Genomic DNA, 21,130 nt, shown 5'->3' on the forward strand with positions numbered 1-21,130 from the left:
ATGCCTCATGGATCGGAGGCTCCCTCAGGCTTGCCCGAGGGGGCCGTGTCGATTTCGAAGGGCACGCTTTTCTTCGGCATACTGTCGCTCTCCGCGCCATTGCTTAGGCGCCACACCGCCTTCTGTGCCGGTCCGTCGATTTCGAGATCGAACTCAATTTCGTAGCGATCCGGACGAAAAAGCGCCTGGAGATAGGAGATCGGCTGGCCTGAGGCATCGCGCGAGACACGCATCATGCAGAGCAGGGGTGCGCCCATCTCAACGCCGAGGTGCTTGGCGGCGAACGGATCGGCTGATCGTGCGTTGATGCGCTGACGCGCCGTGGCGGATGGAAAGCCAGCCTGCGAAAACAGGGTGATGAGCGGGGCGCTGAGGAAGCTCTCGCGCGTGAAGTCCTTCGCAACGCGCTCGTGAATATAGGTGGTCAGCAATCCGACGGGTCGACGCTTGTAGGCCCGGAAGCGGATGGCCTTGTGCACGGTGGCGCCGGGTACGACCTCAAGCAGGCCGGCGACATTCGGTGGCGCGCTGACGAAGCCGAAATCGAGCAGCGTCGTCGTTGTCTCCCGCCACATTTCGGATAGGTTCATCGTGAAGCTGCGGGGCTGGCTGCCCGGCGGCAGCTTCGCCTTGGTGAACGTGCCGACCCCTTGCCGCGTCTTGATATAGCCCTCGCTCTTGAGGAGCTCCAATGCCTTGCGGACCGTGATCCGGGATGTCGCGAAGCGGTCCGCCAGCGCGGACTCGCTCGGCATCAGCTCCTTGTGCGGATAGAGGCCTTCGCAAATCTCCTCGCGCAGCACCTGATAAACCCGCCAGTAGATGGGGAGCGGGGATGTGGCTGCGTCCGGTGAATCAATCCACAGGTCTCTCAAAAGGGCTGCCCTTACTTCCGTTGCTTCGAGCGACGCGAAACGGCGGCTGGCCTCAGCCGCCACTCCCGTCGCCCAACCTCTATAGCACGCCAAAAAGCGTAAGCCTACGAGATGTCTACTTGTTGACTTGTCTATATGACATAACTAGTGTCTAGGTGCTGAACAAGAAAATCCAACCGAGGGGATGGAGCTTATGAGAGCGTCTCTCACGCAGACCCGTCTTGTCGCCAAAGCTCTTGCGCATGTCGCGCCGCTAGCCGCGGCCGCTACGATTTTCGCGGCCGCACCTGTCTGGGCGGCTCCGCTTGGCGATGTGACGATCGCCACGCATTTGGATCTGACGACGCTGGATGGGTCGCAGAATGTGACGGGCTGGCACCGTTGGGTCTTTCGCAACCTCTACGATCCGCTGATCACGCTCGACAAGTCGGGAAAGCTCGCCCCGGCCCTGGCGGAGAAATGGGAGCGGATCGACGAGCAAACGTGGCGGTTTCATCTGCGCAGGGACGTCAAGTTCCACAATGGCGAAACGTTCACCGCTGACGCCGTCCGTTTTTGGCTGGAGCAGGCGAAGCGACCTGAGTCGCAGGCGAGGGGCTCCCTCACGCTCATCAAGGAAGCGCGTGTCGTTGATGATTTCACGGTAGATTTCATCACGGATGGTCCGGTCTCCTATCTCCTGGAAACTGTTGCTGATCGCGTATCAGCGATACCACCCAAGTATTATGAGGAAGTCGGCCCACAGGCTTTCGCGTTGAAGCCTGTGGGAACGGGAGCCTATAAATTCGTGAGCTGGCGTCGAGGCGATCGCGTTGTTCTCGAGGGTAATGCCGATTACTGGGGGGGCGCGCCGAAGGCGGACAAACTGACCTTCTGGGTGGTCCCTGATGCGTCGGCGCGGGCCGCTGCCGCTCTCAATGGCGAGGCATCGATCGCGGCCAATATCGCGCCGTTGGAAACGCCACGCTTCAAGAACTCCACGGTCGCACGCATCGAGGCAACCGAGTCGGGCAATCGCCCGATCTGGGGCGGTCTCGTCTACGACCGCCCGATCTTCCGCGATAAGCGGGTGCGGGAAGCCGTCAATCTCGCTGTCAACCGACAGGCGATCGTCAATCGCCTCCTGCGCGGCTTCGGAAAGCCCATGGGGCAGCTTTGCGCATCGTCGATGGGCTGTTTCGACAGCAAGATCGAGGCGATGCCCTACGATCCGGAGCGCGCCAAGAAGCTCCTGGATGAAGCCAACCTCCAAGATAGGTCGATCATCCTGCATGCGCCGCAGGGGCCTGTGCCGCTCTCGTCTGAACTCACGCAAGTCATTGCCTCTGATCTTCAGAAAGTCGGCTTCACGGTCAAGATCCAGATAGACGAGGCCTCGCAATATTCGGCGAAGCTCTATGATTTCAAGGCCAACCAGAAAGACGTCGGCGACATCTTTGTCTATTTTTACCAGGGCGGGCCAGGATCGGAGACGACAATCCGGTCGCTGACGCATTCCAAGGGCAATTGGAACTGGTCGCACTACGTCAGTCCGGAAGTGGACGGTTGGTACGAGTCCTCGCGCCGCGAGTTCGATCCCGAGAAGCGTGATGCTGAGCTCCAGAAGATATCCGCGCAGGTTCGGGCGGATATCCCGTGGCTCTTCCTGTACGAACCCCTGTCCATCTGGGCGGTGAACAATAAAATCGCGTGGAAAGCGCGTTCCGACGACCAGATCATCGTTCAAGACATGCAACCGGCTTCGAAATGACCTGGTTCATACTGCGCCGCTTGGTCAGCGCGCTCGTGGTGATCGTCGGGGTGGTGACGGTGATCTTCATCCTCTCCCGCCTCGTCGGCGACCCCGTGGCACTCATGATCCAGCCAGGCATGACCGATGCCGACGTCGCGCAGTTGCGAGCGGTGTGGCACCTCGACGACCCCATCGTCGCGCAATACTGGCGGTTCCTGAGCTCGGCGCTGGAGGGTGACTTCGGGCTGTCGATCTGGCAATCGCAGCCGGCTCTCGGCCTCGTGCTGGAGGCGCTGCCGGCGACCTTGCTCTTGACCGCGAGCGCTCTCGGCTTTGCGCTGGTACTTGGAAGCATCTTCGGCGCGCTGAGTGCTATCTATCGGGGGAGCCTTCTGGATCGCGGCATCATGGGCCTCACGCTCTTCGGCCAGTCCATGCCGAACTTCTGGCTCGCCCTGATGCTGATCCTCGTCGTCTCGACGCACTGGAAGCTGCTGCCGCCCGCCGGCTTCGGCGAGCCCCGCTATCTCGTCCTGCCGATGATCGCGCTTGGTCTTTTCCCGCTGGCGAGGCTGACACGCCTGATCCGCTCGGAACTGCTCGACGTGCTCAGCCAGGATTATATCCGCACCGCGCGCAGCAAGGGTCTCCCGACCCGACAGATCCTCTTGCGTCATTGCCTGGGCAACATCGCCATCTCGTTGATCACGGTGCTGGCGGTCGATTTCGCCCTTTTGATGGGTGGCGCCGTCGTCACGGAGACCATCTTCGCCTGGCCCGGCATGGGGCGGCTGATGATCCAGGCGATTGAGCGTCGCGACTTCCCGGTCATGCAGGCCGGTGCCTTCGTGGTCGCCATGGTCGTGGTGTTGACGAGCCTCGCCGCGGACCTCGCCTATGCTGCGGTCAATCCGAAGGTGCGCTATGCCTGAGCTGGCCGATAGCCTGCCCGTGAAGATCGAGGCGGCGCCCGTCCACCGTCGGTCGCGCTTGTTCCGGCGGATCCGGCCGGCCGCGATCCTCAGCGGCGTGTTCCTCGCCGTCATTGCCTTCTGCGCCCTGACGGCGCCCTTCATCGCGCCGTTCGATCCCATGAGCGCCGATATCATGGCAAACCTCATGCCGCCGTCACTCACAGGCGAGGACGGGCTTCCGGCGCATGTGTTCGGGACCGATGTGCTCGGCCGCGACATTCTCAGCGGCGTGATCTACGGCACGCGTGTCTCGCTCATTGTTGCCATTTCCTCGGTGCTGGGCGCGGGCGTGCTGGGGACGCTGATCGGTTTGATAGCCGGCTACGCGCGCGGCTGGACCGATGAAGTGATCATGCGCCTTGTCGATGTGCAGCTGGCGTTTCCCTTCATCCTGCTCGCGATCATGATCATGTACATCCTCGGCCCCGGCCTCTGGAACGTCGTGATCGTGCTGATCATCGCCAAATGGCCGATCTATGCCCGCGTCGCCCGGGCGGAGGCGATGCGCCATGCCGAGAGTGAATTCGTGCAGGCGGCGCGCTGTATTGGCGCCGGGCGGCTGCGCATCCTGCTGCGGCATATCTTGCCGAATGCTTTGACGCCGCTGATCGTCGTCGCGGCCTTCGCGGTGCCGCAGATGATCATCTATGAGGCCGCATTGAGCTTTCTGGGGCTCGGCCTGCCGCCTGATCAAATATCCTGGGGGTCGATGCTCTCGGCCGGTCGCAGCGTGCTGGACCAGGCGTGGTGGGGCGCGACCTTCCCGGGGCTCGCCATCATGTTCACCGTGCTCAGCATCAACATCCTCGGCGAGACGCTAAGGGAATGGGCCGGGCCGGATCTGAGCCGGGACTGAGAGGACATCATGCATAATCCGGGCACCGCCCTATCGCTGGCTGAGAAGCCGGCCCTGGACCCGATCACCGTTGAAATCGTGCGCGGCGCGCTGCGGTCGGCACAGCTCGAGATGGGTTCGTTGCTCGAGCGCACCGCGATGTCGCCCGTCATCCGTGAGAAGCAGGATTACTTCACGGGGCTCGTAGACCGCGACCTCAATCTTCTCATCGGCACCAAGATGCCCTCCGGTGGTCGTATCGTTCCGCCGGTGTTAACGCAGTATCCGATCTCCGCTATGCGGCCGGGCGATATCTTTCTCTACAATGATTGCTACGGCACCAATGGGGCTGTGTCGCATTCGCCCGACATGGTCTTCGTCACGCCGGTTTTCATCGATGACGTGGTTGAAGGCTTCGTCTTTGCCTGGGCGCATTTCATCGATATCGGCGGGTCTCACTCGAGCTCGACGACGCCGGACACGGAGAACATCTTCCAGGAAGGGGTCATCGTCCCCATTGTCCGGCTCTGTCAGGATGGTGTCATCAACGACGACATTTTCCGCATGTTTGTGCGCAACTCGCGCTTTCCGGAGATCGTGCGCGGCGACGTCCGCTCGATGATCGCCGCCGTCCAGCTCGGCGAGCGGCGGCTGCGTGAAATTCTCGACCGCTTCGGCGTTGAGCGGGCCTATGCTGCCTTCGGCAGCCTGATCGCCAGCACCGAGAGGACGGTGCGTCAGCGCATGCACGCGGCGTTTCCGCCCGGACGCTACCGGTTTGCCGATGTGGTCGACGACGACGGCATGGGCTCGGGTCCGCTCGCCGTGCGCATGACGATGGAGTCGGACGGCGAGCGGCTTGTGCTCGACGCGACCGCGAGCGACGACCAGACGCGCGGGCCGGTCAATTTCCTGATGAGCAGCGTCATTCCGAGCATGGTCTTCGGCCTGTTCATGACGGCGGAAAGCCCGGACCTGCTGCCCAACGAGGGATTGTTACGCAATATCGATGAATTGAAGCTGCGGCCGGGCAGTATTCTGCAACCCAAGTATCCGGCGCCGCTTGGTCAGCGCGCGACGACGTCGCGCCGGGTGCATACCACCTGCTACGGCCTCGTCGGCGTTGCCGATCCCGCGAAAGGGCATGCGTCGAGCTCGGCCTATTCGCTCGGCAAGATTTCCGGCATCCGCGAGGAAACGGGCAAGAGCTATCTAAAGACGATGGGCTTCGGTGTCGGGCAGGGCGCACGGCCCTATGCCGATGGCATCGATGCCGTCTATTACATCGCGCAGCGCAATTTCCCGGTGGAATTCGCCGAGATGAACTATCCGATACGCGTCCGCCGCTATGGGATCCATCGGGATTCCGGCGGGCCCGGGCGGTGGCGTGGCGGCTGCGGCATCGTGCGCGAGGTGGAGCTCCTCGGCGACAGCGCGACGCTGATGCTGCGCCTGACGAACTGCATCCATCCACCCTTCGGGATCAACGGCGGCATGTCCGGCCGCGCCGGGCGCTTCACCATGAACCCCGGCACGCCGCGCGAGCGGGAGCTCCCCTATCTCGCGGAGGGGGTGCCCATGGAGCGCGGCGATATCCTGCGCATCGAGACGCCCGGCGGCGGCGGGGTCGGCCATCCCTTCGATCGGCCGGTCGAGCTTGTCCTGCGTGACGTGCTGGGTGAATTCGTGAGCGTCGACAGTGCCCGCGACGACTACGGGGTTGTGATCGATCTGGACGCTGAAGCGGTCGATCTCGCAGCTACAGAGGCGCTGCGCCGCGAGCGGCGCTGGCCGACGAAGCTTGTCCACCGCAACGGCTATTACGACGAGGACGGCTGGTATGAAGCCTCCTTCAAACTCAGGGAACCTACCTGCAAACTCAAGGAAACCGCCTGATGCCGAAGGCCAAAGTATCCGATATCGAGATGTACTATGAAATTGCCGGCGAGGGCCCGCCGCTGTTGATGAGCAGCGGATGGTCGCTGGCGGGGCGCAATTTCGGAAGCAGCCATCCGATTCTTTCGCAGAAATACATGTGTATTCGGCATGATCATCGGTGCATGGGGCGCACCGATGCGCCAGAAGGGCCGCTGACACTTGAACAGATGGCAGATGATCTTGCGGGCCTGCTCGACCATCTGAAGATCGAGCGCACGCGCATGATCGGCGGCGGCGGCATGGGCGCCCGCGTGGCCATGGCGCTCGCCATCCGTCATCCTGACCGCATCACGGCGCTCGAGCTCGGCTCCGCCGTGCTGAAGTCCGACCATTTCAGCGCCTCCCTCGCCCGGGTCTGGAAGCGCCTGCGCGCGCTCGATCCGGAATTATGGGCGGAGGAAGTCACGCTCTGGTCTTACACGCCGAATACTTATAACACGCGACCGGAGATCCCGGAGAAGGCCTTCCGCGGCCGTGCCGGGGAGAATACCTTCCCAGCGCCCAAGGCCTATGACCGGATCGTCGATGCGATGCTCGCCTTCGATGTGCGGGAGACAGCCTGCCAGATCAAATGCCCGACGCTCATCACGTCAGGTGGTATCGAGGACCTGTTCTCCGGTCCGCGTTACGCGCGCGCGGTGCATGCGGCTATTCCAAACTCCGTTCTCAAGATCTTCGAGGGAGCGGCGCACGGTTATACCGGCGAGTGCCATGATGAATACATCAAGCTTGTGCTCGAGTGGTTTGAGAAACACGGCGACTAGGGCGATTTCCGGGTTCATTGAAGCGCTCGAACTCCGCCGTCATGGCCGGGCCCGTCCCTGAAGTCGGGCTAGCCCGACCAGCTTGTCCAATGCGGAACTCGGCAACAGCCGAGTTCCTTGGCCATCCCGATCGGTGAGGTGTCGCGCATTTCCGACCGGGATCCCCGGCACAAGGCCGGGGATGACGTCGGTGGATCAGGCGTTTCACATTGATCGGAAATCGCTTTAACCCCCTCCGTAGGTACACGATCCCACGGCCGGAGCGCCATCGTCTCGCAATAGCAGCCCCTGGGGAGCGGTTCGCTCTGCTTCTCAGGACGAACATGATTTGCCATAGGTCATTCCCATAGGTCGCCCATGTCCCTCCATCAAGAACGAACCCGCCGGACACTCTCGCTCGGCATCGATACCGGCGGCACTTTCACCGATGTCTCGCTGGTGGATAGGGCGGATGGTAGGGAATGGAAGGCCAAAGTGCCCTCGACGCCCGATGACCCATCGCGCGGCTTCATCGAGGGTGTGAAGAAAGTGCTCGCCCTTGCCGGCGCTCCGGCCAGCGACGTGAGCCATGTCTTCCACGGAACGACGGTTGCCACGAATGCGATCCTTGAGATGCGTGGTGCTGATTGCGCGCTCATCACCACGCGCGGCTTCAAGCATGTGCTGGAGATCGGACGGCACGACATTCCCCGCTCCGCCAACATGTTCTCATGGGTGAAGCCGACACGACCCATCCCGCCACAGCGCATCTTCGAAGTTGCTGGCCGCATCGATTTCAATGGCGTGGAGATTGAGCCGCTCGCCGAAGGCGAGATCCGGGCTGCGGCGCGGAAGATCCGCGCGAAGGACATCCGCTCCATCGCGGTCTGCTACCTGCATGCCTATGCCAGCGGTGCGCATGAAGAGCGCACGCGCGATATCCTCATCGAGGAAATTCCAGACGCGCAGATCTCGCTCTCGAGTGAAGTCTTGCCGACTTTCCGCGAGTTCGAGCGCAGCATGACGACGGCGCTCAACGCCTATGTGATGCCGCTCATCTCGGATTATGTCGGACGTCTGGAGGCGAGGCTCCGCGACGAAGGCATCGACACGGCGCGTCTCCTGCTGGTGAAGTCGAACGGCGGCGTCACCGGTGTCGACACCATCCGGCACGAGCCGATCCAGACGGCGCTGTCCGGGCCTGCTGCCGGGGTCATCGGCGCCCAGCACATCGGTAACCTTGCCGGCGAGAGCAGGCTCATCACGCTCGATATCGGTGGAACATCGGCGGATATCTGCCTCATCGAGGGCGAGCGGCCCGCCATTACGTCAGAGGGCACTGTCGGCCAGTGGCCGGTGCATCTGCCGATGATCGCCATTCACACCATCGGCGCGGGCGGCGGTTCCATCGCGCGGGTGTCGGATGGCGGGCTCGCCGTCGGTCCCGCCAGCGCGGGCGCGCAACCCGGCCCCGCCTGTTATGGGCGCGGCGGCACCGAACCGACCGTGACGGACGCGCACCTCGTCCTGGGGCATCTGCCGGAGCGGCTTCTGCACGGCGCCATGTCGCTCGATATCGATGCGGCCTCGCGCGCGGTCGAAAGGGTGGCGCAGGCGCTCGGCACGAGCCTCCACGATACCGCTCGCGGCATCATCGACGTGGCGAACAACAACATGATCGGCGCGATCCGCGTGGTGTCGGTGGAGCGCGGCTATGACCCCAAGGATTTCGCGCTGGTGCCGTTTGGTGGTGCCGGCCCGCTGCATGGCGGCTTCATCGCGCGCCTGCTTGGGATGAAGTCCACCATCGTGGGGCTCGGCTGCGGCGTCTTGTCGAGCAAGGGCCTGCTGATCGCCGATCTCAAAAGCGATTTCAGCCGCACGTTGCTGCTGCGTCCGCCCTATGACGATCTCTCGCGTCTCGACCAGTTGTTCCGGGAGTTGGGGGAGCGCGCACGCAACTGGCTCGATGCGGAGGGGATCGCGCCCGACGGGCAGGAGATCAGCCGTTTCGTGAGTTTTCGTTATGAGAACCAGGGCTATGAGCTCGATGTGCCGTGGCAGGGGGAAGCGGTCTCGCAGGACGCGCTCGCCTGGGCGATCGACGCTTTCCACGCGCTGCACAGGCGTCTCTACACCTTCGACCAGAAGGATGCGCCGGTCGAGCTCACGGGGGTGCGTGTCAACGCGACCGGCCGGCTCGCGAAGCCGCAGGCGGCGCCGGTCGAGGCCGGCGCAAGCGTTGAGGATGCGCGCTCCGGCAGCCAGAAGGTCTACCATGCCGGCGAATGGCTGAGCTGCGACGTCTATGATCGCAGCCTGTTGCCGATCGGCGGCGTCATCGCCGGTCCGGCCATCGTTGAGCAGATGGACGCGACCACCTTCCTCCTGCCCGGGCAGGTCTGCCGCATGGATCTCCATGGCAACCTGATCATCACGGAACGCAGCACCGGATGATACCTGGCCGGCAGCCCGCGGAGATCCTCCGCGGGCGCTGCCCTCGTTGCTGTCAGCGGGAAGACAGGGCTCTTATGCGCACCGGGCCGAGGAGGCCCGAGGGCAGGAGCGGCGAATCCTTCCGATATACGGGGAAGACCGTGAAGCTGACGGTTTCGCCCGTCTCCTTGACGATTTCGTCGCCGATCATCCTATTGACCCAGAGATTGGTGACATCGACCTCGAGATCATTGTCGCCGTCGCGGACATGGTCGGTGATATCGACCTCGTAGGGCTCGGCCCAGCGCAGGCCGACCGGCTTGCCGTTGAGGCGGACGGCGGCGATCTCGCGCACGCTGCCGAGATCGAGGATCAGCCGCTCGCCGGTCTGCCGGGCGCCTTGCGGCAGGGCGAAGCGCTTGGCATAGGTCGCGGTGCCGGAGAAATGGCGGATGCCGGCGTCCGTGCTTTCATTCCAGGCTTCGAGATGCGCGAATGTCGCCTCCGCAGGCGCGCCGCGCTTCGGCTGGAAGCGCAGGTTCCATTCGCCCGCGAGCTCGAACAGCGTCCGCAGCGTCGGCGCGGAGGCCGGGGCCGTGCGGGCGCCGCCATTGCTCAGCACCACGAAGACGGTCTCCCTTGGCCGCAAGGTGAGCGGAACGACCGTGCGGTCGCCTTCAGTGCGGGCGTCGACCGGTGTGATGCGTCCGGTTTCGGGATGCCAGATTTCGGCTGAGCCGCGATTGACCCTGAAACTGAGGTCGAAGGCCGCATCGGTCGCTACGCGGCTATTGACGAAATAGATGTCGAGATCGGGCGTTTGCCGGTGCACAAACATGAGCTTGTGCGCCGGGTCGGCGCGCGTGTAGTCGAAATCGGCGTGCAAGCCGAGCGCTGTCAGGGCCTGTGCAAGCCGGCGCCCCTGGTAGAGACGTCCGCGGCCGATGCCGCGCAATCCCCGTGTCTCGTGATCACCCCACAACTCGCTGACGAGCGCGGCGAAGGCCTCGCGGTTATCGGCTTGGCTCGGGGTGAAGCGTGGGCGCTCGCCGATGACCGTGGCGCCCGCGGTGATGAGCGCCTTCAGCTTCCTGAGGACCGGCAGGGTCAGCGCCACGCTGTTGCCGCCGAGATAGAGCACGTGGTAGCGCATGCCGCTCGGTGTCGCGAGCCTGCCGTCCTCGACGGAGAAGAGATCGAGCAGGGCGTTGTCGTTCACGAAATCGAAGGCATAGCCTTCGGGAATATCCGTGAACTTGTCATGGGCGTAGAGCCCGGTGATGGGCGCCTCTTGCCCGTAGAAGTAGGCGACGTCGGCCACGAAGCGGCCCGCCTGCAGGAGATGTGAACAGCGCGTGAGATAGCTGACCCAGGCCCCGCCCGCGGGCTCCGCCCAGGTGTCGTTGCGGTTGAAATGCTGGCCATAGGGCCCGAGCGTCAGGCCGGGGGCGGCCTCCGCCAGCGGCTGGTGGACGGAAGTGTGGATGACGAAGCGGTTGACGCCGAGCGCCATCATCTCGTCCGCTACGGGCTTCAGCGAGCGCGGACTGTCGCTCCAGCCGCTGAGATCGCCGTTGGTGGTCATCGCCTCGGCCGCGACGAGGTTCTGGCCGTAGAGATGCGCGACCGAGGCCGTTTCCTGCAGGTCGACGCCGTAGTTCGGGATGTCCTCGCCGTGCTCGCGCCGCACCCAGAAGGCGCCCATCGGCACGTCGGAGCGCTCCTTGAAGGCCATGCCGTCGCCGATGGTCGGGCGCTCCCGCTCCATGGATTCGCAATAATGCAGCATGCCGTGGGCGTGGAGGGTGTCGGCGATCTCGCCGTAGTGGTTCTTGACCACGAGGTCGCCGATGGCCCGGCGGAAATCCCAGAGGAAACCCTCCGATTCCGCCACGCCGTCGACCACATAGCCGAACAGCGCCGGCATAAACGGCAGCAGCGGATAGCCGCGCTCCGCCGCGAAGAGCGCCGGCATGTCCTCCGTCCAGTTCTGGGTCCCGGCTTCCCAGCTGTCGGTGATCATGGCGGCGATGCCGCCCTTGCCCAGGGGCGCGCCAGAGGCATCGGCATATTGCGCAAGGTAAGTGTCGAGATAGGCCTTCACATGCGCCCGGTTGAGCTTGTCCACTTCAAGGCCCGTCGCCTCCGGCGAGGCCGGATGGTTCTTGGTGCCCACAAGCGAATAGCCAACGCGCAGTACGACCCATTGCCCGTCCGGCGCGGTCCAGTCGAGCGTCCCCGTCTCAGGATTGAAACGGTCCGTCAGGTCGACAACATCGGGCGACTTCACGATCGCATCCGGCGAGGCGGGATGGCTGGGAAAGGCGTAGAAGTCGTTCAAGGTGCCGAAGCCCGCCTTCTCCTCGAAGCGATTGATGCGCGCGCCGCTGCGCAGCACGAGCTGGCTGACGCGGTGGGCCTTGGGCCGCTCGCTGAAGCGGAAGGGCGAGGCGCGGAAATCGAGCGCCTCGGGCGGATTGGTGAAGGTTACGCGGAAGAAGCGCGCCGTGGTCGGTGTGATCGAGAGCGTGTGCTGCGGCGCGGAACTGCGCCCCAGCTCATAGCCGGGCACCTCGGCGACGGGTCGGAAAGTGACGCCGTCGTCGCTGGCCTCAATGGTGCCGAGCGGCGGCGCCGGCCGCCGCACCTTGGGCTTGGCCCAGTTGTCGGGAGCCACCGCCACGCTGAGCGAGCGGATGGTCTGCGGCGAACCGAAATCGAACTGGATAGAGGCGTGCGCCTCGCCGGGCAAGATCGGCAGGTCTATGGCGCCGATATAATCGTTGTCGCAGAGGATGCCTGCGTCGATTGCCCCGGCGTTCGAGGTGACCGTCGGCGTGGGCAGGGCGTTCCGCTCGCAGGCGGGTAGGGGAAAGGCGATGACGCGGCTGTCGCGGTAGAACGGATCGAGCGGCTTCGGTCCCTGGCCGCCGAGGGAGCCGACATGGCCCGCATTGGGGAAGTTCTGGAAGGTGCCGGCCACGTCATGGGGGCGGGGCAGGCTTTCAGCTGCGCTTCCGCCCTGGACGATGGTCTCGGTCCAGACCAGCTTCTTCATGGCCTGGTCGGGGCTGACCCACGGGCCGCCGGTCTCGCTCCAGCCAGGCGAGCCGGCGATCGCCATCTCGAAGCCGAATTCGCGGCCGAGGTCGACCGCATATTTCAGCGCGTCCTTCCACGGCGCGGTCATGTAGGTCAGGCGCTCGGGCACAACTTGCGGCGTGTTCCAGCCGGCGTCGAACATTTGGAAGCCGCCGATGCCGACGCGGTTCATCCATTCGAGATCGAGCCGGATGCCCTCTTTCGCGATGTTGCCGTTCATCCAGTGCCACCAGACACGGGGTTTGGCGGCATTGGGCGGCGCAAGAAAGCCAGCCTCGAGTTCGCTGCGTGTGGAGCGAGCGGTTTCCGACATACCCTTTCCCTTCCCCTGATCGTCCGTGGCGGCGAACGTTCTTGTGCCGTGATCCGCGGAGCGCGTGCCATCCCGGAGTTTCGACGTTGCGAGCGAAGTCTTGCGAACTCTTACGAAATATTGGCGCGATCTGATGCTCTTGGGCGTGTGGACAGTTGCCGCGGTGAAGCCACCGAAACCTCCACCGTCATCCCGGGGCGGGCCGCGAGGCCCGAGCCCGGAACCCATGAACACGACGGCAGACGCACAGGGTGTCAGTAGTCCGACGCATCTTCTTGTCCGACGCCGTGTTCATGGTTTCCGGGCGCTTCGCTGACGCGAAGCCCCGGAATGACCGCGACACTCCCACAAGGCGAACGTGACCAACTGTCCACATCACCTAACCTTTGATGCCGCTGGCGAAGCCTTTGATCATGTTCTTCTGCAGGAACAGGAAGGCGAGCATGACCGGAGCGATGCCGATGAGAAGCGCGGCGAAGACGATGCCCCATTGCGTCACGTATTGGTCGACGAAGGCATAGATCGCGACCGGCACCGTCGCCCAGCTCGAACCGCTGAGATAGAGGAGCGGCGTCATGAAGTCGTTCCAGATGAAGACGCCGTTAAGGATCAGCACCGTGCCGGTGATGGGTCGCAGCATCGGCAGGATGATGTGAACAAAGGCGACGAGGTCGCTCGCGCCGTCGATGCGGGCGGCTTCCTCATAGGTCCGCGGAATGGTCCTGATGAAACCGGCATAGAGGAAGATGGTGAAGGGCAGCTGGAGGCCGGAATAGAACAGGATGAGCGACAGCGGCGAGCCGAGCAGACCCATGTCGCGCATCAGCTGGTAGAGCGGGATGAGCGCGAGCTGGAAGGGCAGGATCAGACCTGTCAGGAAGAAGAGATAGAGCCCGTAGCCGAGCCGCGGCTTGCATCGCGCCACGAAATAGGCGGCTAGAGACCCGACGGCAACAAGAACCACGAGGCTGCCGGCGACGACTGTAATGCTGGAGATGAGCGCGTCGGCGAGATAGGCGTCGTGCCAGGCCGTCTGGAAGTTCCCGAGATAGGGATCGCTCGGCGGCGACAGCGGCGCCTCGCGCCATTCCGCCTGGGATTTGAACGCGAGGACCACCAGTATATAGATCGGAAAGGCGAAGACAGCCGCAAGGGCGATCATCACCACTTCGAGAACGAAGGTCCCGAATGTGTAGCGGCGGTCATCCACTGGGGATCTCCCTGCGTCTCAGGACATGTGTGGCGGCAAAGACGATGGCGGCTACAAGAAGAGCGAAGACAAGAGCTGTTGCCGACCCGTATCCGTATTCGCCAAATTGAAAGCTTGTTTTGTAGATGATGGTAGACAGTGTCTCGGTCGCGTAGCCCGGCCCCCCACCAGTCAAGACATAGATCTGGTCGAAGAACTTCAGGCCTTGAACGAGACCAATCACCACGTTGATCGTCATGGCCGGTGCAAGCAGCGGCAGGATGATGTAGCGCAGCCGCGCCCCGCTTGAGGCGCCGTCGATTTTGGCCGCCTCGATCAGTTCCTTGGGGACGCCTTGCAGGCCTGCGAGGAAAATGACCATGGCGAGGCCGACCGATCCCCACCCGGTGACGAAAATGACGGAGAACAGAGCGAGCGTGGGCTCGCCCAGCCATTGTTGAGCCCAGCTAGCTGGGCCGAGCAGCTTGATGATCTGGTTGAGTGCTCCGGTCGTGGAGAAGATGTATTTCCACGAGAACGACATGATCACCGGCGTAAGGACAACCGGCATGAAGAAGATCATGCGCAGGAAGTTGCGGCTTTTGATTTCAGTGTCGAGGGCAAGCGCCAGAAGAAGACCAACGATGATTTTGCCCACGACCAAGGCGAAGGCCATTATCAACGTGGTGCTGATTGCGGATAGCGCCTGTGGATCACCAAACATGCGCTGGAAATTGGCGAGGCCGACGTAGCTATAGTCGGGTGTGAGGCCATTCCAATTGGTGAATGCATACCCTGTGCCGGACAGCATCGGATAAACGATGATCAGGCAATAGAGCATAAGAGCGGGGATAACGAACCACCAGCTCAATCCGGCATTGAAAAGACCGCCGAATTTCCATCTTCGCATGCTTGGCGTCTTCGTTGAGAAATCAGCGGTATCGGCGATGCTGCTCATGGGATTAGCCGCCTTTCATGAGACAGGTTCGACGTCACGGCGCCTCCTTGCGGAGGAGGGGCCACGGCCCTCACCCTGACTGGTAGGCCTGGTCCATGCGCTTCAGCACATCGGCGATGGTGGCCGAGCCGGCGAATAGTTCCTGGATGCCGCTGAAGTGGGTTTGCTGCACGCGCGCGTTCGGCCATTTGTTGTCCATGAACATCGCGATCTTGCCGCTGTTCACCATTTGCATGATATCCGCGAAGATGGGATCATATTTGACGTCCTTGCCGAGGACGGGCAGATCCAGCTCGCTCCCCATCAAGCTCAGCATTTCAGGTGAGCCCATGAACTTGAGAAAGGCGAGCGCCGCGTCGGGGTTGCGGGTCTTGGCGTTGATGCCCAGGCTGTTTCCGAGGCTCGACGGCACCCGGGTCTCCGACGGATTATCGGTCGCGGGCGTCGGCCAGATGATGAAGTCGCGGTGGCCCGCGAAATTCAGGATGCCCTTCGTGCTCGGCGACGTCAGAATGGCCATGGCAGCTTCGCCGCTGCCGACCATCTGCAATGCCTCGTCATAAGAGGTGCCGTTCGGATTCGGGTTGAAGAAGCCGCGCTTGTTCAACTCCATGTACTTTTCAAGCGCTTCTCGCCAGCCGTCCGAATTCGCAAACGTGATTTTGCCAGCGCGCATGTCTTCGGCAAGTGCAGGATTGCGGGCGAAACCCGTGGTCGCGACGAGGGCATAGGTGACGAGCTGGGTGACCCAGGGCGAGCCGTTGCCAAGCGCGAGCGGTATCTTCCCAGCGTCCTTCACCTTCTGGCAAAAGGCGAGGAACTCGCTCCATGTTTTGGGCTGCTCAAGACCTAGTTGCTTGACCACCCGCAGATTGGCGTAAGTTCCGATGAGGCTTACCGTTGTCGGCAGGAAATAGGACTTGCCGTTGACGAAGAAGCTTTCCTGGAGCAACTCCGGCACCGCCGCGCCGAAATTCTCGCTCGTGAGATCCATGAGATAGCCAGCCGGCGCGATCTGACCGACGGAGAGCGGATTGCCGCTGCCCGGCCACACGGTGATCACGTCCGGCGCAGTGCCCGCACCAAGCTGCACGCGTGTCGTCGTCTGAATCTGGTCAGTGTTCGCGAACTCTGTCCGCACGTTCACGCCAGCGTTCTTCGCCACGAACGCCTTAGCGACGGCTTGCACGCCTGCTCGCAAGGAGCTGTTGGCGTAGACGCGCAGTTGCCCATCGAGCGCGAGCGCCTTCTCAACAGCGAGTGGGCTGAGGCTCAAGGCGGCCGCCATCTTCATGATAGCGCGGCGAGAATGGATATGCCCTTCGGCGTTCTTCCTAGGCATCGGGACCTCCCTGGCTCCCGTTGCGGAAGCCCTGTCTTTTTGCATTCCAGGCTTCGGCCGATCCATCCCGTTCGTCGCCATGCAGGCGCATGACAGGAGGGTCGGCATTGCCCGCGATCAAGAGAGGATCATAACTTGCTAAGGTCAGTCAAGAGCGAGCAAGTTCGATCAAAAGCGATTGACAGACTGGCATCATCCGCGGAAAGCTCACCGTGCAAAGGGGCTGGCGCAGCGGCGACGGTCGCATGGTTGAACGAAAATGAGCGATTTCGATCGAAACTCGTGGCGGCAATCGGCGCCGTGGTTTCTCCTAGGACGCTTGGACGCGATAGCAATCGCCGGCAAAGCCGGCGGGGAAGGAAACGCTGGGTAGCATCATGCAAGGCACCGATGTGAATATGATCGCCGATCTGGAGGCCGGTTTCGCCACGCCGCCGGATAGCAGCCGCATCATGATGCGCTGGTGGTGGTTTGGGCCTGTCATCGAAGAAGAGCAACTCGACCGAGAAATGCTGGCGATGAAGGATGCGGGGATTGGCGGGTTTGAACTTGCCTTTCTCTATCCAATGCATTTCGACGACGAACCCCAGGGCTTCAGGACGCATCGGTTTCTCTCCGAGGGCTTTCTCAAGCGCGTGAACTTCGTGTCGCGACGCGCCGTGGAGCTCGGGCTGCGTATGGATATCACCATCGGCAGCGGCTGGTCCTACGGCGGGCCCTACATCACAGAGGATCTTGCGGCGCAGAGGCTGCGCAGCGAAGTCCGCGAAATGGCGCCCGGCCGCGATCGCATTGCCCGACCCGTCCCCTATGAGCATGAAGGGCTCATTGCGGTCCTGGTGGGGAAGGGGTCGAAACAGGAGATGCCCCGCAGCTATGAAGTCGTCGATATCGCCGGCGAAGGCGAATTGCAGCTGCCCGCCTGGGACGGCCCGCGCGTGGTGGCGTTCTATTTTTCCGCACCGACCGGGCAGGTGGTGAAGCGCGCGACGATCGGCGCGGAGGGCTATGTGCTCGACCATATGAAGCGCGCCTCGATCGAGCGGCACCTCGCCGAGGTCGGCGACGCCCTTATGGACGCAGTTGAACCGGGGAGCGTCTACTCGATCTTCTGCGACAGCCTGGAAGTCTATGGCGGGAACTGGACTGACGGTCTTCTCGAGGAGTTCAGGCGCCGCCGAGGCTATGAGCTAACGCCCCACTTGCCTTTTATCGAGCATCAGATCGGCGAGACCTGGCCCGAGATCCGCCGCGATTTCGGGCGCACTCTGGCCGAGCTTTACGAGGAGAATTTCCTCGTGCCGATGCGGGCCTGGGCTGACCGGCGCGGCGTTCGCTTCCGCATCCAGAACTACGGCATGCCGCCGGCCTCCATCACCAGCCACCGTCACGCAGGCCTCATCGAGGGGGAAGGCTTCGGCTGGGCCGGCATCCCCCAGACGAAATGGGCGTCGTCGGCCGGGCACCTGTTCGGGAAGCCCGTCATATCCTCGGAGACTTGGACCTGGATCCACTCGCCCGCGTTCCGCGCCACCCCAGTTGATATGAAGGGTGAAGCCGATCAGCATTTCCTCTTGGGAATCAATCAGTTGATCGGTCATGGCTGGCCTTACTCGCCACCGGAGGCCGGCAAGCCAGGATGGATGCTCTACGCCGCCGGCGCGCTCTCCCACACCAATCCCTGGTGGCCTGTCATGCCCGATTTGGCGCGCTACCTCCACCGCGCCAGCTTCCTCTTGCGGCAGGGCGAGCCGGTGGCGGCCATTGGGCTCTACGCGCCGACCCATGATGCCCTCGGCGATTTCGAGGTTGGCACCAAGGAATATCTCAACCTGTGGAAGCAGACCGAGATCCGCATCGGCAAGGTCATTCCACGCACGATTCGCACTACGGGTTTTGACTTCGACCTGTTCGACGACGGGACGCTTAAGGAAGCAGAGAAGCGGTCGTTCGACTGCATCGTGCTGCCGAACGTGCGTTTTCTTCCCGAAGAATCCCGCCAATGGCTTATGGCCTTCGCGGCACGGGGCGGCAAGCTGGTGGCCGTAGGCCGGCGACCCGAGGGCGATTGGCCTGATCTTGCCGTCATCGCGGAAGAGGAACTCGGCGCATGGCTTTCGCGCCATGTCGCTCCGCATATGCAACTCGCGCAGCAAGTGCCAGATATAGGCTTCGTGCGGCGGCGTCTCGCTGATGGCGATATCTATTTCGTGGCCAATACGGGTGCGACGCCCGCGCAAATGTCGGCGCGCTTCGTGTCCGAGGGCACCCACATAGAGCTGTGGGATGCGCTGGAGAACCGGCGCTACCCTGTGGCTGGGCCAGATGTCGCGATTGATCTGCCGGCCTATGGCTCCATCTTCGTGATCCTGCGCCGGTCCGTGGGCGACCATGCATCGGAGGCTCCACGCGCTGCGGCTCTGCAAGCGAGCAGGCCGTTGCGGGATGGCTGGAGCTTCTCAGCCGATGACGGCGCCACCCAGCCCGTCATGCTGCCGCATGACTGGTCGAAGGCGCCGGGCCTCGCCTATTTCTCAGGCCGGGGACGCTATGTGACCCGCGCAACGCTCGATCAGCCGCTCGACGGCAACACGAGAGTGGAGCTTGATTTCGGCGAGGCGGGGCCGTATCGGCAAGAGCTCAACGAACACGGCACGATTCGCGGGAATTCCTATGCCGCCTCCCTGACCCCGCCGCTGCGCGAGGTCGCCGTCGTGCGCGTCAACGGCCGCGAAGTTGGCTCCGTCTTCGCGCCACCCTATGCGATCGATCTCACATCGGCATGGCAGGACGGCGAAAACGAGATCACGGTTGATGTCTACAACACGGCTATCAATCTTCTCGCCGAGGGAGGACGCCTGCCGGACATAGAGCGCCTTGTGGCGCAATATGGCCAGCGCGCGCGGCTTCAGGATCTCGACGATCTCAAGCCCTTGCCCTCGGGCCTCGTCACCGTGCCGATGCTGCGGATCCTGCGTTAAGGCTCAATCGGCAATCGGCGTTCTCAGCCGTCATGGCCGAGCTTGTCCCGGCCATCCCGATGAATTGAGGCGCCTTTCCGGTCGGGATCACCGGAACTCGGTGTTGCCGAGTTCCCTTTCAAGAGCCGAAATCGGGTAAACCCGATTTCGTGGACAGGCCGGGTAATGATAGTGCTGTCTCTTTGGCAATTCTTGAATGTCGATTGAGCCTAACGCGCGAGGCTGATATGCCCGGTGACGGCTTGGTGCCATTGCCGGGCATAGGCACGGTAGAGCTCAGTGAGAAGGGGAAGAGCCCGCGCTTCTGTATCCTGGGCCGGTTGTACAGGGGGCGCGGCACCGTGATGCTGCAGCCCGCTCTCGCCGAGAGCCAATAGGGCCGCGCCTGTGCTCGTGCCGGTCGCGCCTTCCGAGGGGATGACCGGCCGGGCGCTGACCGCAGCAAGGCAATCCCGATAGACAGCGTTGGCTGCAAAGGGGCCCTCGACGATGATCGGGCCGTCGGCGCCGATCAGTAGGAGATCAGTCAACGAAAGAAGCGCGGCATAGAGGCTTGCGACAGCCGTGCGCTCTCCCGCTGAAAGCGTGGCGGGGTCGCGCGTCCAGGTGCCGGCCCCGCTCGGGAAGGGCCCGGTTCCCGGCGTGAATGTGGGCAGCGCCATGAGCCCAGCTGCGAGAACGCGCGCAACTTCAGCTTCAGTGGGAAGCTGGGGCGCCCCTTGCGTGAGGATCTCGAATTCGCGTCCGCCCATGAAGCGCGCGGATGGCGTGGCGCGGCCGAGCGCATCGACATTGGAGAGCGTGTCGCGGGTGGGATCGAGTGTCACCGGCTTGCCGCCGACCGCGAAGGAGACCACCCAGGTGCCCGTCGAAATGACGGAGAATGGCGCAGGCCGCTGCAGGAGATAGGGCAGGAGCGACGCGTTGGAATCGTGGATGCCGGCATGGACCGGTACCGGTTGACGCCCAAGTCCGACGCGTGCGGCGACCTCCGGTCGAAGCGTGCCCAGCACGGCGAAGGAGGAGCGCACAGGCGCGAACAGGTATTGCCAGCCACGCTGTTCAGTAAGGCTGGAAAAGCAGCTTGCGTGCGGCCGCCAGAGATCCGTGTGGCAGCCGAGACTGGAGGCGTCGCAGGCGGTCTCGCCCGTGAGCCGGAAGGCCCAGTACTGCGGGTAGGTCACGATGCAGCGGGTGCGGGCGAATTCTTCCGGGTACGCCTGTTCCAGCCAGTAAAGCTGACGTCCCAGATTGAGCCCGTCGGGAAGCGCCGGCGAGGCTGTTTCGGTGAAATCAGGCCGTATGCGGTCATAGGCGGCGCTGAGCGCGGCGGGCGGCGTTGCCTCATAATCGAGGATGGGCAGGCTTAGTCCGCCGTCCGGATCATTGCCGGGCCGCCCGGAAAGCAAGGCGGCGCAGGCGCCATGCGTTGTGATCGAAATGGCGTCGATTGGGTGATCGGCGGCGATCCGCCCCAGAGCGTCGCAAATGAATCGCCACAGCCTGTCCACATCCACATGCGGATAGGGCTCGCTCGGCAGCGAGGCGTTGGCGCTTCGATGGACCACCACGTCGATCGCCATGGCAATATCATGCAGCACGAGCTTGGCATTGGTTTTGCCGATATCGATGACGGCAACGTAGCGCGGAACGCTCACGTGTCCTCCCTTCCAGCTCTGCGTGTCGGCCCTTGCGTTATCGTGTCGGCCGTG

General features: G+C 63.2%; 13 protein-coding genes. 7 read left to right on the forward strand and 6 right to left on the reverse strand.

Annotated elements, in window-relative coordinates; translation table 11 throughout:
• Positions 1–5: 5 nt before the first annotated feature.
• Positions 6–938 (reverse strand): GntR family transcriptional regulator, encoded by a 933-nt coding sequence (locus tag KIO76_RS26795; RefSeq protein WP_213326616.1) that lies wholly within the window; start codon positions 936–938, stop codon positions 6–8.
• A 130-nt stretch (positions 939–1,068) separates the two neighbouring features.
• Between KIO76_RS26795 and KIO76_RS26800 the strand changes: the two genes are divergently transcribed.
• From KIO76_RS26800 to KIO76_RS26825, 6 genes are all read left to right on the forward strand, one after another.
• The gene (locus tag KIO76_RS26800; protein WP_213326617.1) at positions 1,069–2,625 is read left to right on the forward strand and encodes an ABC transporter substrate-binding protein; all 1,557 of its coding nucleotides are present in this window, start codon (positions 1,069–1,071) and stop codon (positions 2,623–2,625) included.
• Positions 2,622–3,539 carry an ABC transporter permease gene (locus tag KIO76_RS26805; RefSeq protein ID WP_213326618.1) on the forward strand — a complete coding sequence of 306 codons (918 nt, stop codon included), beginning with the start codon at positions 2,622–2,624 and terminating at the stop codon, positions 3,537–3,539. The genes KIO76_RS26800 and KIO76_RS26805 overlap by 4 nt, the downstream gene beginning before the upstream one ends.
• Positions 3,532–4,437, forward strand: coding sequence for an ABC transporter permease (locus KIO76_RS26810; RefSeq protein ID WP_213326619.1), 906 nt, complete (start codon positions 3,532–3,534; stop codon positions 4,435–4,437). The genes KIO76_RS26805 and KIO76_RS26810 overlap by 8 nt, the downstream gene beginning before the upstream one ends.
• A gap of 9 nt (positions 4,438–4,446) precedes the next feature.
• Positions 4,447–6,312, forward strand: a complete 1,866-nt coding sequence (locus KIO76_RS26815; RefSeq protein WP_213326620.1) for a hydantoinase B/oxoprolinase family protein — start codon at positions 4,447–4,449, stop codon at positions 6,310–6,312.
• Positions 6,312–7,118, forward strand: coding sequence for an alpha/beta fold hydrolase (locus KIO76_RS26820; RefSeq protein ID WP_213326621.1), 807 nt, complete (start codon positions 6,312–6,314; stop codon positions 7,116–7,118). The genes KIO76_RS26815 and KIO76_RS26820 overlap by 1 nt, the downstream gene beginning before the upstream one ends.
• 357 nt (positions 7,119–7,475) lie before the next feature.
• The gene (locus KIO76_RS26825) at positions 7,476–9,554 is read left to right on the forward strand and encodes a hydantoinase/oxoprolinase family protein (RefSeq protein WP_213326622.1); all 2,079 of its coding nucleotides are present in this window, start codon (positions 7,476–7,478) and stop codon (positions 9,552–9,554) included.
• 52 nt (positions 9,555–9,606) lie between these two features.
• Here the strand turns inward: KIO76_RS26825 and KIO76_RS26830 are convergent, their stop codons facing one another.
• The 4 genes from KIO76_RS26830 to KIO76_RS26845 all read right to left on the reverse strand — a co-directional run bounded on the left by KIO76_RS26830 (position 9,607) and on the right by KIO76_RS26845 (position 16,437).
• On the reverse strand, positions 9,607–12,948 hold the full coding sequence (locus KIO76_RS26830) for a glycosyl hydrolase (protein ID WP_213326623.1): 3,342 nt from the start codon (positions 12,946–12,948) through the stop codon (positions 9,607–9,609).
• A gap of 379 nt (positions 12,949–13,327) precedes the next feature.
• Positions 13,328–14,158: a carbohydrate ABC transporter permease gene (locus tag KIO76_RS26835; RefSeq protein WP_213326624.1), complete on the reverse strand. Its 831-nt coding sequence runs from the start codon at positions 14,156–14,158 to the stop codon at positions 13,328–13,330.
• A complete protein-coding gene (locus KIO76_RS26840; RefSeq protein WP_213326625.1) occupies positions 14,151–15,095 on the reverse strand; it encodes a carbohydrate ABC transporter permease in 945 nt (314 codons plus the stop codon). Before KIO76_RS26840 ends, KIO76_RS26835 begins: the two co-directional genes overlap by 8 nt.
• A gap of 70 nt (positions 15,096–15,165) precedes the next feature.
• Complete coding sequence (locus tag KIO76_RS26845) at positions 15,166–16,437, reverse strand: ABC transporter substrate-binding protein (protein ID WP_213326626.1); 1,272 nt, start codon at positions 16,435–16,437, stop codon at positions 15,166–15,168.
• A 377-nt stretch (positions 16,438–16,814) separates the two neighbouring features.
• On the opposite strand from KIO76_RS26845, the gene KIO76_RS26850 reads away from it, so the two are divergent.
• Complete coding sequence (locus KIO76_RS26850) at positions 16,815–19,418, forward strand: glycosyl hydrolase (RefSeq protein WP_213326627.1); 2,604 nt, start codon at positions 16,815–16,817, stop codon at positions 19,416–19,418.
• A gap of 209 nt (positions 19,419–19,627) precedes the next feature.
• On the opposite strand, the gene KIO76_RS26855 is transcribed toward KIO76_RS26850, so the two are convergent.
• Positions 19,628–21,076, reverse strand: coding sequence for an FGGY-family carbohydrate kinase (locus KIO76_RS26855; RefSeq protein WP_213326628.1), 1,449 nt, complete (start codon positions 21,074–21,076; stop codon positions 19,628–19,630).
• Between the last annotated feature and the right edge of the window lie 54 nt (positions 21,077–21,130).

Origin of the sequence: Chelatococcus sp. YT9 (assembly GCF_018398315.1) — a bacterium.
GTDB lineage: Bacteria > Pseudomonadota > Alphaproteobacteria > Rhizobiales > Beijerinckiaceae > Chelatococcus.

Excerpts from the sequence above, each read along its gene's own strand:
- KIO76_RS26800 (WP_213326617.1), top strand. The coding sequence starts at position 1,069 with ATGAGAGCGTCTCTCACGCAGACCCGTCTTGTCGCCAAAGCTCTTGCG.
- KIO76_RS26805 (WP_213326618.1), top strand. The coding sequence starts at position 2,622 with ATGACCTGGTTCATACTGCGCCGCTTGGTCAGCGCGCTCGTGGTGATC.
- KIO76_RS26810 (WP_213326619.1), top strand. The coding sequence starts at position 3,532 with ATGCCTGAGCTGGCCGATAGCCTGCCCGTGAAGATCGAGGCGGCGCCC.
- KIO76_RS26815 (WP_213326620.1), top strand. The coding sequence starts at position 4,447 with ATGCATAATCCGGGCACCGCCCTATCGCTGGCTGAGAAGCCGGCCCTG.
- KIO76_RS26820 (WP_213326621.1), top strand. The coding sequence starts at position 6,312 with ATGCCGAAGGCCAAAGTATCCGATATCGAGATGTACTATGAAATTGCC.
- KIO76_RS26825 (WP_213326622.1), top strand. The coding sequence starts at position 7,476 with ATGTCCCTCCATCAAGAACGAACCCGCCGGACACTCTCGCTCGGCATC.
- KIO76_RS26830 (WP_213326623.1), bottom strand. The coding sequence starts at position 12,948 with ATGTCGGAAACCGCTCGCTCCACACGCAGCGAACTCGAGGCTGGCTTT.
- KIO76_RS26840 (WP_213326625.1), bottom strand. The coding sequence starts at position 15,095 with ATGAGCAGCATCGCCGATACCGCTGATTTCTCAACGAAGACGCCAAGC.
- KIO76_RS26845 (WP_213326626.1), bottom strand. The coding sequence starts at position 16,437 with ATGCCTAGGAAGAACGCCGAAGGGCATATCCATTCTCGCCGCGCTATC.
- KIO76_RS26850 (WP_213326627.1), top strand. The coding sequence starts at position 16,815 with ATGCAAGGCACCGATGTGAATATGATCGCCGATCTGGAGGCCGGTTTC.